Source organism: Aliiroseovarius pelagivivens, assembly GCF_900302485.1.
GTDB classification, from domain to species: domain Bacteria; phylum Pseudomonadota; class Alphaproteobacteria; order Rhodobacterales; family Rhodobacteraceae; genus Aliiroseovarius; species Aliiroseovarius pelagivivens.
Genome location: NZ_OMOI01000001.1, coordinates 1,975,334 through 1,987,322, shown reverse-complemented (window position 1 = coordinate 1,987,322; position 11,989 = coordinate 1,975,334). Strand labels below are relative to the sequence as shown.

The 11,989-nt window shown below is 56.8% G+C and carries 13 protein-coding genes; 4 read left to right on the top strand and 9 right to left on the bottom strand.

The window, feature by feature from the left end; genetic code table 11:
* Position 1: 1 nt before the first annotated feature.
* The 8 genes from ALP8811_RS09680 to ALP8811_RS09645 form a co-directional block, all read right to left on the bottom strand.
* Entirely contained in the window at positions 2-997 is a 996-nt protein-coding gene (locus ALP8811_RS09680) for a BMP family lipoprotein (protein ID WP_108856906.1), read from the bottom strand.
* Between the two features lie 179 nt (positions 998-1,176).
* Positions 1,177-1,599 carry a GNAT family N-acetyltransferase gene (locus tag ALP8811_RS09675; RefSeq protein ID WP_108856905.1) on the bottom strand — a complete coding sequence of 141 codons (423 nt, stop codon included), beginning with the start codon at positions 1,597-1,599 and terminating at the stop codon, positions 1,177-1,179.
* A gap of 6 nt (positions 1,600-1,605) precedes the next feature.
* Positions 1,606-2,214, bottom strand: coding sequence for a tRNA (adenosine(37)-N6)-threonylcarbamoyltransferase complex dimerization subunit type 1 TsaB (gene tsaB, locus ALP8811_RS09670; protein WP_181363733.1), 609 nt, complete (start codon positions 2,212-2,214; stop codon positions 1,606-1,608).
* Positions 2,204-2,764, bottom strand: coding sequence for a NifU family protein (locus ALP8811_RS09665; protein ID WP_108856903.1), 561 nt, complete (start codon positions 2,762-2,764; stop codon positions 2,204-2,206). The genes tsaB and ALP8811_RS09665 overlap by 11 nt, the downstream gene beginning before the upstream one ends.
* A 58-nt stretch (positions 2,765-2,822) precedes the next feature.
* Positions 2,823-3,245 carry a hypothetical protein gene (locus tag ALP8811_RS09660; protein ID WP_108856902.1) on the bottom strand — a complete coding sequence of 141 codons (423 nt, stop codon included), beginning with the start codon at positions 3,243-3,245 and terminating at the stop codon, positions 2,823-2,825.
* On the bottom strand, positions 3,242-3,697 hold the full coding sequence (locus ALP8811_RS09655; protein ID WP_108856901.1) for a universal stress protein: 456 nt from the start codon (positions 3,695-3,697) through the stop codon (positions 3,242-3,244). Before ALP8811_RS09655 ends, ALP8811_RS09660 begins: the two co-directional genes overlap by 4 nt.
* 74 nt (positions 3,698-3,771) lie before the next feature.
* Positions 3,772-4,638 carry a branched-chain amino acid aminotransferase gene (locus tag ALP8811_RS09650; RefSeq protein ID WP_108856900.1) on the bottom strand — a complete coding sequence of 289 codons (867 nt, stop codon included), beginning with the start codon at positions 4,636-4,638 and terminating at the stop codon, positions 3,772-3,774.
* 230 nt (positions 4,639-4,868) lie between these two features.
* Entirely contained in the window at positions 4,869-5,303 is a 435-nt protein-coding gene (locus ALP8811_RS09645; RefSeq protein ID WP_108857499.1) for a DUF1489 family protein, read from the bottom strand.
* A gap of 172 nt (positions 5,304-5,475) precedes the next feature.
* On the opposite strand from ALP8811_RS09645, the gene ALP8811_RS09640 reads away from it, so the two are divergent.
* From ALP8811_RS09640 to ALP8811_RS09625, 4 genes are all read left to right on the top strand, one after another.
* Entirely contained in the window at positions 5,476-7,731 is a 2,256-nt protein-coding gene (locus ALP8811_RS09640; RefSeq protein ID WP_108856899.1) for an adenosylcobalamin-dependent ribonucleoside-diphosphate reductase, read from the top strand.
* A gap of 540 nt (positions 7,732-8,271) precedes the next feature.
* Positions 8,272-9,165: a sulfotransferase gene (locus tag ALP8811_RS09635; RefSeq protein WP_108856898.1), complete on the top strand. Its 894-nt coding sequence runs from the start codon at positions 8,272-8,274 to the stop codon at positions 9,163-9,165.
* A gap of 121 nt (positions 9,166-9,286) precedes the next feature.
* The gene (locus tag ALP8811_RS09630) at positions 9,287-10,258 is read left to right on the top strand and encodes an ATP-grasp domain-containing protein (RefSeq protein WP_219928722.1); all 972 of its coding nucleotides are present in this window, start codon (positions 9,287-9,289) and stop codon (positions 10,256-10,258) included.
* A gap of 6 nt (positions 10,259-10,264) precedes the next feature.
* Positions 10,265-10,918, top strand: a complete 654-nt coding sequence (locus ALP8811_RS09625; protein ID WP_108856897.1) for an HAD family hydrolase — start codon at positions 10,265-10,267, stop codon at positions 10,916-10,918.
* Here ALP8811_RS09625 and ALP8811_RS09620 read toward each other — a convergent pair.
* Entirely contained in the window at positions 10,915-11,988 is a 1,074-nt protein-coding gene (locus ALP8811_RS09620; RefSeq protein WP_108856896.1) for a glycosyltransferase family 4 protein, read from the bottom strand. The two genes, ALP8811_RS09625 and ALP8811_RS09620, sit on opposite strands and share 4 nt — an antisense overlap.
* Position 11,989 lies beyond the last annotated feature (1 nt).

The window sequence follows — 11,989 nt, the reverse complement described above, 5'->3', positions numbered from 1 at the left end:
CTCAGAAGTCCAGAACCGGGCAGCTGTCGTCGGACATATAGTCGTGAACGACCAGTTCGCCCGAGATGATCTTGGCAGCAGCGGCGTCCACAGCGGCTTTCATTTCGTCCGAGACCAGAGCTGCGTTGTGCTCGTCCAGCGCGTAACCAACACCTTCGGCAGCCAGGTTCATGACCTGAACGCCCGGCTTGATGTCAGCACCCATTGTCATGGCTTCGTAAACAGCCACATCAACGCGCTTCAGCATCGAGGTCAGAACTTTACCCGACTGCAGGTGGTTCTGGTTCGAGTCCACGCCGATCGACAGAATGCCTTCGTCGGCTGCGGTCTGCAGAACACCCAGACCGGTACCGCCAGCGGCAGCGTACACAATGTCAGCACCTTGGCTGATCTGTGCTTTGGTCAGCTCGCCGCCCTTTACCGGGTCGTTCCAAGCAGATGGGGTGGTGCCAGTCATGTTGGCAATCACGGTTGCATCCGGGTTCACGGCCAGCACGCCTTCGGCATAACCACAGGCGAATTTACGGATCAGCGGGATGTCCATGCCGCCGATAAAGCCGACAGTACCCGACTTCGAGGCGGTCGCGGCCATCATGCCGACCAGATACGAACCTTCGTGTTCCGAGAAGGCCACGTTCAGCACGTTCGGGGCATCCGACCAGCCGTCGATGGTGACGAAGGTGGTGTCCGGATAGTCAGGGGCCACTTCCGAGATCGGTGTCGACATGGCAAAGCCCATGGTGATTACCGGGTTGGCACCGGTTTCAGCAAAGCGACGCAGCGCCTGTTCACGCTGAGCTTCCGACTGTAGTTCGACTTCAAGATACGAACCGCCAGTTTCCTTGGCCCATTTCTCGGCACCATTGAATCCAGCTTCGTTGAAGGATTTGTCAAATTTGCCGCCCAAGTCGAAAATAATTGCGGGCTCGGCCAGCGCGGCACCTGCGGTCAGGGCCAGCGACGCGGCTGCGCCTAGAAAGCTTTTCATCAGGGTCATCTCAATTCTCCCGGTTGTTGTTGTGGGGTCGCACAGACCGCATGCCCGGCGATTCCCCAAAAGTCTGCGAGCAGATCGCTGCAAAGGATCATCCGGGATTTTCATCAGAGGGCAAGGGGAGATACCGAAATTTGTTCGCCGCAGCGCCGCAAAATTCGGGGAAAATCAGAAGGTTCACCTTAGGTAAGGTGCTTCTCCATCAGGATTGCATCGCAGGTCGAGCCGTCGGGCCGCGTGTAATATGCAGGCCTTTGGCCACAGGTTGACCAGTTCGCGCGTTGGTAAAGCGCCATGGCTGCGGTGTTGTCTGTGGCCACTTCCAGAAAAGCGCGGGTGGCGCCCCGTTGGGCTGCGGTTTGTTCGAAATCCAGCAAAAGCTTTGCTCCGATTCCGCGACCTTGCGCTGCCGGGGCAACGGCAACGGTCAGAAGCTCGGCTTCGTCGACCACGACGCGCCCCAAGGCAAAGCCATCTGGGCAGGTGACAGTGAAGATATGCGGGGACGCCTGTAGCTGTGCGATCTCTTCTACGCTCCAACCACGCGACGCCATGAACGCTGCAACGTGGATGGCGGAAAGGGCTTCTGCGGTTGCCTCAGACATAACGGATCAGGGCAAAATAACCGGAGCCGGATCGCGCGGAGGCGCTGCGTCGGCAGAGCGGATATAGAGAGGCGCAGGGCGTTCGGCCGTCTCACCGGCGCGCAGGCGTTCGACCGCGATCCGGGCTATGGCAGGTGCAGGGCTTGTTGTGACCTCGGGTCCAACGCGATCACCGGCCAAAGCATCCACTTCGGCACCTGCGATCAAGCTTGGCGGATTGCTGCCCTCGTCAGCGAACTGTTGCGCATAAAAGTGATCTCGTCGCGCATCCACCAAAGACCAGACGGGGCGGGGGGTGCCATACGCTTGGGTTTCAAGGGATGACACACCAATGGCGGGGATGCCCAAGGACAAGGCCAAGCCACGCGCCGCCGAGACCGAGATGCGGATGCCGGTGAAGTTGCCGGGGCCAATGCCTACGCCAATTCCGGTTAGGTCGGACCATGCGACGTTGGCTTCGGCAAGAACCTCTTCCATCAACGGAAACAGCCGTTCGGCCTGTCCCTTCGCCATATCCTCGTGCTTCTGGGCGACAATGTCGCCGCCGCACAGCAAAGCGGCCGCGCAATGCGCGGCCGATGTGTCAAATGCCAAGATCATAGGATCAGGCTGCAACAGGGCGCACCTCGACCACTTCGGGGATATAATGCTTCAGCAGGTTCTCGATCCCCATTTTCAACGTCAGGGTCGAGGAGGGGCAGCCAGCGCAAGCACCCTGCATGTGCAGATACACAATGCCGCGATCAAAGCCGTGGAAGGTGATGTCACCACCATCTTGTGCAACGGCCGGACGCACGCGGGTGTCCAGAAGTTCTTTGATCTGTTCGACGATCTCGCCGTCTTCACCAGTATGTTCAGCATGGCCCGAGGCAGCTGCTTCGCCCGCCATGACCGCTTGGCCCGACTGGAAATGCTCCATGATCGCACCAAGAATGGCGGGCTTGATGTGATCCCATTCTACTGCGTCGCTCTTGGTGACGGTGACGAAATCCGCGCCAAAGAACACGCCGGTCACGCCGCTTACCTTGAATACGCGCGCGGCCAGCGCCGAGCCTTCAGCGGCTTCAGCAGTTGGGAAGTCAGCGGTTCCGGCCCCCAAGACGTCCTGCCCGGGCAGGAATTTCAGCGTTGCGGGGTTCGGAGTGGATTCAGTCTGAATGAACATGGGCGCACCTTTTCTGTCAGGTTTGATATGGGCCTCGTGCCGTCAGGTGTCAACCATGTCACGTGTCCGTAACGCTGATCCGCCGGAGCGTGAAACTGCATGCCAGAACCAATACCATTGCGAAAAGAACGGCTTGAAGAGCGTAGTCTGGCACCGCAAAGGCGGTATCCCAGATGTCAGCACAATCGAGTGAAGCGAGCCAAAGGCCGAAGGCGGACAAAGCAAGACACAGGCAGAAGATAGTCAGTTCAATGCGCGTATAGGGAAGCTTCACACGAAAAGCGCGGATCATCGCCGGAATAACAAGCGTGACGAAAATCACAACAACCGCATCGTCGTCGCCGCCACTGCTTTTGAGGTTACGGCAGAGGAACTCTCCTCCGCTAGCGTGAAAGCCATTGGAAAGCGAGTCCCACATCAAACCGATCACCGAAATGGTAATCAGCGCAGCGAGATAAAGCAGGTTAAAGGCTGTCTTCACGTGATCGCTTCAAGACGATCCTTGGTCATTGTCCCGGGCACGATGGTAATCGGGATCGGCAGATCGGCCGAGGCGCGCGTCATCTGCGTCACCAGCGGGCCGGGGCCTTTCTTGTCATCGCCTGCGCCCAGAACCAGCACACCCACATCAGGATTTTCACGCACATGGGCCAGAATTTCTGGCACGGCCTCGCCTTCGCGGATTACCAATTCGGGTTCGACATTTTGCCGATCCCGCATCCACTTGGCGAACACTTCATAATGCACGGTGATCCGTTCGCGCTCTTCTTCGCGCATCAATTCACCCACACCGATCCAGTGATTAAACTCGTCTGGTGGGATGATCGACAGAACTGTGACACCACCGCCCGTGTGGGCCGCACGCATGGCGGCGAACCGCATCGCGTTCAGGCATTCGCGGCTGTCATCCAGAATAACGAGAAACTTGCGCATAGATGTCCTCCGAAACGGGATTACTCTGCCCGAGCAACCCGGGAGTGTCTATCGTTTTTCTGCACGCCCCGGGGTTAGTCCTTCCCGGAAAGCGCCCAGTCCCAATAGAGCTCGCGTACGCGCTGGGTTACAGGCCCTACGTTATACTGCGTTTCATCAAAGGCGCTGACCGGTGTGACTTTGGACATGTTACCCGAAGAAAACACCTCGTCCGCGTTGTGGAAATCGTCATAGCCCAGAACGGTTTCATGCACGGTATAGCCGTCTGCGCGCAGGTTCTTGATGTGACGTGCACGGGTGATTCCAGCCAGGAAGCAGCCATTGGCGATCGGAGTGAAAATCTCGCCGTCCCGAACCATAAAGATGTTCGCTGTCGCGGTTTCGGCGACGTTGCCCAGTGCATCCAGAGAAAGCACGTTGTCAAAGCCTTTGGCGCGGGCCTCCATCAGCATGCGGGCGTTATTGGGGTAGAGGCAGCCCGCTTTGGCGTTCACAATTGCGCTGTCCAGCGTGGGGCGTCGGAAGCGCGTGGTTGTCAATCTGGACGTGGCCTGCGCGGGTGCCATGGGAACCTGCTCCAGCGACACAGCAAATCCTGTTTCGCCCTCTTTCGCCAATACCCCCATATGACCGCCTTCCAGCGCCCAATACATGGGCCGGATATAGACGGCAGCGTCTTTCGCAAACAGCGCCAACCCTTCTTTGACAATCTCAATCAGCTGTTCGGTGGTCACGGTCGGCGTGATCATCAGCGCCTCGGCCGAGCGGTTGGTACGCGCACAATGAGCTTCCAGATCCGGGTGGACACCTTCGAAGAATCGCGCGCCGTCAAACACGTTCGTGCCCAGCCACGATCCATGGTCAGCGGCTTTCATCACGGCCAGATCTTCATTGTGCCATGTTCCGTTGAAATAGGTGTGGATGTTGGTGCCGATTGCCATGGTGTTCTCCTGAAATTCTCGCGAAGGCTATCAGCGAATTCAGATCGTTCCAAGAGCAACAAAAGCGAAAACGCTCTGACAGTTCGGGGGTCACCGTCAGAGCGTTATGTGCGTGCGATGGGATAGACGGGCACGCGCTGTGCCTTTGATTTTACCGGGCGGGCATCCGGAAAATCAGAATCAGGCACGGGTTTAATCTGCGGCCTAGACGCAAAGTTTTTGTGACAGGCTCAGCGAATGCCGATTTCTGCCAGTGCCGAGGCCAGTTCGGCGGGCAGGGTGTCTTTGTCAGATGTGCCATCCGATTTCAGATCACGCGGAGCGTCTTCTGCAGATAGATAACGCCAGCCCTGAAACGCACGACGCGGTTGGTTTTCGGTAAGGACGACCTGGTGGTCCAGAACCAACGCGCAGCGGCGAATGCCATCTTGCCCGATGACTTCTTCCAATCGCAAAATGCGCTGACGGGCAAGGATCAGCCCTTTGAACACCCAATAGAGAGAGCCTCCGGCAATGAGTTCCGCCTCGCGCTTGGGCCACATGCGGGTTATGTGACGTGGATGGGGTAATCCGGTCTGTCCCATGCGCATATTCTGCCACGCGGTCAGATCTTCGACCTTCTCGGCGCCGACGCATAATTTTACCAGATTTACGTGCTTTCCCATCTTCCCCATCTACATGTTGTGTTCTAGAACTCTAATCCTACGCGCCCTGTTTGGGATTCGCAATCGATGCAAGTGCCGGTTGCAACGTTCGGAAATGGTGGCGCGACCATTGACCAAAATGGGCCGCTCGCGTATTGTCGAAAGCCCTCCAAGCCGAACAGGAACCAATTGCATGAGCCGCTTTGCTGCCCCCATCGCCGAACAGATCTGGGATATGAAATATCGCTTGAAACAGGCCGATGGGACGCCTCAGGATCAGACGGTTGAAGACACGTGGCGGCGGATCGCGCGTGCTTTGTCTGCGTCCGAGACTTCGCAGGAAGAGCGATTTTATGACGCGCTGGAGGATTTCAAGTATCTGCCCGCAGGCCGCATTACCGCAGGTGCCGGCACGGGCCGCGCCGTGACCCTGTTCAACTGCTTTGTCATGGGCACGATCCCCGATAGCATGGCCGGTATTTTCGACATGTTGAAAGAGGCCGCGCTGACCATGCAGCAGGGCGGTGGTATCGGCTATGACTTCTCGACCATTCGCCCGCGTGGAGCGGACGTGATGGGTGTGGCTGCAGATGCGTCCGGCCCGCTGTCCTTCATGGATGTGTGGGACGCAATGTGCCGCACGATCATGTCGGCAGGCTCGCGCCGTGGGGCGATGATGGCCACCATGCGCTGCGACCACCCGGACATTCAAGATTTCATCACCGCCAAGTCGGACGCAGCCCGTCTGCGCATGTTCAACATGTCGGTTCTGGTTACCGATGATTTCATGGAGGCCGTGAAGTCGGATGGCAGCTGGGATCTGAAGTTCAACGGCACGATCTATCACACGGTTGAAGCCCGTGATCTTTGGAACAAGATCATGAAGGCCACATATGATTATGCCGAGCCGGGCGTGATCTTCATCGACCGCATCAACCAGATGAACAATCTGAACTATTGCGAGACGATCGCCGCCACCAACCCCTGTGGCGAACAGCCCCTGCCGCCCTATGGCGCGTGTCTGTTGGGGTCGATCAACCTTGCGAAGATGGTCAAGGATCCGTTTGAGGCCACTGCTGAACTGGACGGCGAAGCGCTGTCCGAGCTGGTCGCCACTGCCGTACGCATGATGGACAACGTGGTGGACGAAAGCCGTTTCCCGCTGGAAGCCCAAGCGCAAGAAGCACAAGCCAAGCGTCGGATCGGCCTTGGTGTGACCGGTCTGGCGGATGCACTTCTGATGCTGGGTCTGCGCTATGGCTCGGACGAGGCTGCGGCCCAGACCGAAGCGTGGATGAAACAAATTGCGCGTGCCTCCTATCTGGCGTCGGTCGAGCTGGCCAAAGAAAAAGGCCCGTTCCCGCTGTTTGATGCCGACAAATATCTGGCGTCTGGTTCGCTGCAGGCGATGGATGACGACGTGCGTGACGCGATCCGCGAGCACGGCATCCGCAACGCGCTGCTGACCTCGATCGCGCCGACGGGTACGATCAGCCTTTATGCGGGCAACGTATCGTCGGGCATCGAACCGGTCTTCGCCTATGCCTATACCCGTAAAGTGCTGCAACCCGATGGCACCCGCACCGAAGAAGAGGTCGTGGACTACGCCGTGCAGCTGTGGCGCGACAAGTTTGGCGATAAAGAGCTGCCCGACTATTTCGTCAACGCCCAGACGCTGGCACCGATGGATCACGTGAAGATGCAGGCAGCGGCGCAGAAATGGATCGACAGCTCGATTTCCAAGACCATCAACTGCCCGGAAGACATCAGCTTTGATGACTTCAAAGACGTCTATATGGAAGCGTGGGAAACCGGCTGTAAGGGCTGCACGACCTATCGCCCGAACGACGTCACCGGATCGGTTCTGTCGGTGTCCGAAGAAAGCGACAAGGCACCCGAGGCCGATAGCGGCGCAGATGTCGTCTACATCTCGGAACCGCTGGATCGCCCGCAGTCGTTGGAAGGGCATACCTATAAGGTGAAATGGCCCGATAGCGAGCACGCGATCTATATCACCGTGAATGACCTGATCATCAACGGCCACCGCCGCCCGTTCGAGGTGTTCATCAACTCGAAGAACATGGAACACTTTGCGTGGACGGTTGCACTGACCCGCATGATCTCGGCCGTGTTCCGTCGCGGCGGTGACGTGAGCTTTGTTGTGGAAGAGCTGAAAGCCGTGTTCGACCCGCGTGGTGGGGCTTGGATGGACGGGAAATACATCCCCTCGATCCTTGCGGCCATCGGGTCGGTGATCGAGCGTCACATGGTCGCCACCGGTTTCCTGGAAGGAGAAGGCATGGGGCTGAAGTCGGACCCACAGGCACAGGTTGTAAACCTTGGTGAACCGCCGCGTGGCAAAGCCTGCCCAAGCTGTGGCCAGTTTGACATGCGCATGATCGAAGGCTGCATGACTTGCGGGTCCTGCGGTCATTCCAAATGCGGCTGAGAACGGATAGCCGTTTCGCAGTGATGTTGTGAAAGCCAGAAACAGTCTGCAATTTGACCGGCTCAAGTTGCAATTCTGACCAATAAGAGTTTGCCATCGCTCCTTCTGGGGCGGTGGCGTATTTTTTGGGATGTTTGTTCGAGCCGGATAAAGCCTTTAACCATGATGTCCGCCCTGACTGCAGAATGTAGCGACCGGCCCCAATCAGCTTATCTAAGTCGTTGTGCTGTTGCGTCAGCACGGACTTTGTACCGCAATCGGTCTTCGAATATCCTTAGCGGGGGCGGATTTCTGACTTGTTGGCGTCGAATCTCTTCAGTTGAACATCAAAGGCCGTGAAAACAGACTGATCCACGGAATTTAAGAAGGTTTCGATTGCTTTTTGACGCGGAATAGTGGTGAATCGTGGACAAGGTCGGTGAATTTTCACCTTTGGGGCCGGTTCTAAATTTTACGTTTTGTCTTCCACAGTTGTTGATGGATATTATGAGAGTTCATTAACGCCTAGGTTTAATCGGTGATGAAGAGCAGTTTTATTCTATGATCCAATCCGCGCCGACGTTCATCCATATCGGGATACACAAAACCGGCTCGTCGACATTGCAGCACAAATTTCGCACGCATACGTCGATTTATTACGTCGAGCGTGCTGACGTTCGGGATGCGTTCATCGGGCATTCGCTGGATTTTGATGATAACCCTTTTCAGGCTGAATCCGAGCGCGCTATGGATCAATCCAAGGCACTGGTCATGTCTCATGAGCGGCTATCAGGCTATCCCGCGTCGGGTGGGTTTGACCGTGAACTGATCGCGGGCCGTTTGGCCAAAGCCTTTCCGGATGCCAAGATCCTGATCATCTTTCGTGAACAGTCTCGCTGGATAAAAAGCTTCTACCAGCAATATGTGGCGGACGGCGGCAGCCTGAAGCTGCGCGAATTTCTGACCAATCCTCTGCCCCAGATTTACAAACTGCCTGCGTTCGAGCTGGACTATCTGAACTATCACCAGCTTGTAACGCTCTACCAAGGTCATTTTGGGTCAGAGAATGTTCTGGCACTTCCGTTCGAGCTGATGGCGCAGGACTTCGATGCGTTTTCTACACGTTTGAACAAGTTTTTTGGCTTCGATCTTGAGCTTGTGAACGAGTTGACGAACCAGTCACGCCCGCTGATGCCCTTGTTGCTTATGCGCGTTGTGAACGGCACGATTGGAAATACACAGCTCTCACCCGGAGGGTTTGTCCCTCTGGGCTATCTAAAGCTGGCCACGAAGTTTTTGGGCGCATTGCCCGGTGCGCGATGTTTTGACGAGCGTATCTCGGCCCGGTTTGAGCGTCAGATCAAGGAAAAGATTGAAGGCCATTACGACGAAAGCAACAAAGAATTGGAAACCATGATCGGCATGGATTTGAAGACCTACGGGTATAATTGCTGACACCCACACCCGTCCCAAGCCATTCTTTTTTCTGTGTTTGTTGTGCTAATTATTGTACCGTTTTCATATCAGTTTTTGCTGATTTCTAGATGCTGTAACATGTTGGGTTAAGGAGTTTGCCATGGGGCAGTCGGCGCTTTCTATTCTTATCTGCTCTGCTGGACGCCGTGTTGGCTTGGTCGAGGCATTTTACGCCGCCGCAGATCGATTGGCGCTGGATCTGACCATTCTGGCTTGTGACGTGGATCCGGAACACAGTGCAGCTTGTGCGATTGCGGATCACGCCTTTGAAGTGCCGCGCGGTGATGATCCTGCCTATGTCGATGCGATCAAAGATATCGTGCGGAAATTCAATGTGGCGTTGGTGGTACCCACAATTGACACTGAACTTCTGCAGCTGGCGCAATCGTTGAATGCGTTCAAGGAACTTGGCGCTCGGGTTCATATTTCGGAACTTTCAGTGATCGAGGTCGCGCGGGATAAAGCGCTGACATCAACCGTCTTTGCGAAGGCAGGTGTTCCCGTGCCGCAGACGATGAATGAAGCGCAGTTTAGGGCGGACCCTTCGGCGCTGACATGGCCTGTTTTTGCAAAACCCAGCGGCGGCAGTGCCAGCCGTGGATTGGCGGTTTATCAGAACATTGACGATGTGCCCGACCGATTTGATGAGCCGATGATCTTTCAAGACACGCTGGAAGGGCCTGAATACACGATCAATATGTTCGTGGATCAGTCCGGCACCCTGAAATGTGTGGTGCCGCATATCAGGCTAAGCATACGTGCAGGAGAGGTTGAAAAGGGCCGCACTGAACGACGTGAAGACCTGAAAGAAATTGCGCAGGGAATTGCCAAGGCGCTCCCGGGATTGCGCGGAGTGGCCTGTTTTCAGATCATTGATGACCCAAGGTTTGGCCCCCGTGTGATTGAGATCAACGCGCGCTTTGGCGGCGGCTATCCCCTTGCAGATCATGCAGGGGCGACGTTTGCACAATGGTTGTTAGAGGAGGTTTGCGGGCTTCCACCCACAGCGAATGACGACTGGCGGGATGGTGTCCTGATGCTTCGCTATGACCGCGCCGTGTATCAGGGATAACCGCGCGTGTTGGTATTTGATCTGGATGATACTCTGTATCTTGAACGGGACTTTGCGTTCAGCGGATATGTCAGCGTGGGCGATTGGGTACAGGAACAATACGGGCTGACGGGGTTTGAGCCGCAGTGTCGCAAACTATTTGAAGACGGCGAACGGCGTCAAGTTTTCAACCGTGCCAGCGAGGCCATCGGGCTTGAGCCTAGTCAAGATCTCATCCTTCGCTTGGTCGATGTCTACCGCAATCACCCTCCGAGCATTCACCTCTGCGATGACGTCCAACGATTTTTTGCGCAAAGGGTTGGGCCGTTTGGGTTGATCACCGATGGACCAGAGCAGATGCAGCGCAACAAGATCTCTGCATTGGGGCTTGAGGCCTATCTGGCGCATATCTGCCCGACGGGGGCGTGGCCTACGGGATACGGAAAACCTCATCCACGGTCTTATGAAATGATGGAAGACGCCGCCGCATCAGGCCAGATGATGGTCTATGTTGCGGACAATCCGGCAAAGGATTTCGTAACGCCAAAAGCACGAGGGTGGAGGACGGTTCAGATCAACCGTCCGGGGCGGGTGCATGCACCTGAAGCCCCAGACGATTTGCATATGGCCGATTGCGTGATCAATAGCTTTGACGATTTGGACGATGTGCTCGCGGGTTAACCCCGTTTGGCGGCTCGCGCGATAACTCGATCCCAGTCCTGCAAAATCCGCTGGGGCGCCAACCGATCGCGATTGATTGCAGCTTGTCCGGCCATGTGCGTGCGCAGCGCGCTGTCCTGCATCAACCCGACGACGGCGCTTGCCAAAGCGGGCACATCATCAACGGGTACCAGCAGACCGTTCTCACCGACCTCGATCATCTCGCGCGGACCGAAATCGCAATCGGTGGATACGACCGGCAGGCCCGAGACCGTGGCCTCGGCCAGCACATTGGGGAAGCCTTCGAACCGGGATGGCATGATCAGAAGATCGGCCTGTGACAGCCACGCACCGGGCGTGGGACTGGCGCCGGGCAGGGCGACATGGTTTTCAAGTTTCAGTTCGGCGCGCAGGGCCTCTAGCGATTTGCGCTCTGGACCTTCGCCATGAATGGTCAGCGTGACGTCAGGCAGGACGGCCGTGATTTTCCCCATTGCGCGGAGCAAAACATCAAAGCCCTTTTGTGGATCAAGCCGACCAACGGCAACCAGACGATTGCCGTCAGGATCTGGCTGCGCTGGGTGATCTGGATTGGGCGCGCAGGGGTTGGGAATGACCTTGGCTGCTACCTGCACCGCGCTTGGCAAATCTGCCCGTGCGCGGTCGGTCTGCATGACGGCGCAGGCCGCACGTCGAACCAACAGGTTCTGCGCGTGCCGCCAGATTGGATGCGCGTTTTGGGCGCGTGGATTGTTACGTTCCGAGATCACGACGGGCACGCCGGTTCCGATTGCCGCTGCAAGTGTCAGCACGTTGATCTTGGTCAGGAAGGACAGGACCACATCCGGTTGCGTGGCACGGATGGTGCGCCGGATCATTTGGCAGCGGGCAAGTGGATTGCTTCCCTTGGCGCCATCGGGAAGCAAAATCCGCACGTTTTCAGGATAGGGGAAATAGGATCCGTCATCAGGCATGTCGAAGCCCATGACCGTTACCTCATCCCCCATCTGCGCGCGGTGAGAGGCGATCATGGCGACAACCTTTTCTGCTCCGCCCACTCCGAAACCGCCTTGGATCAAAAGTACCTTCATG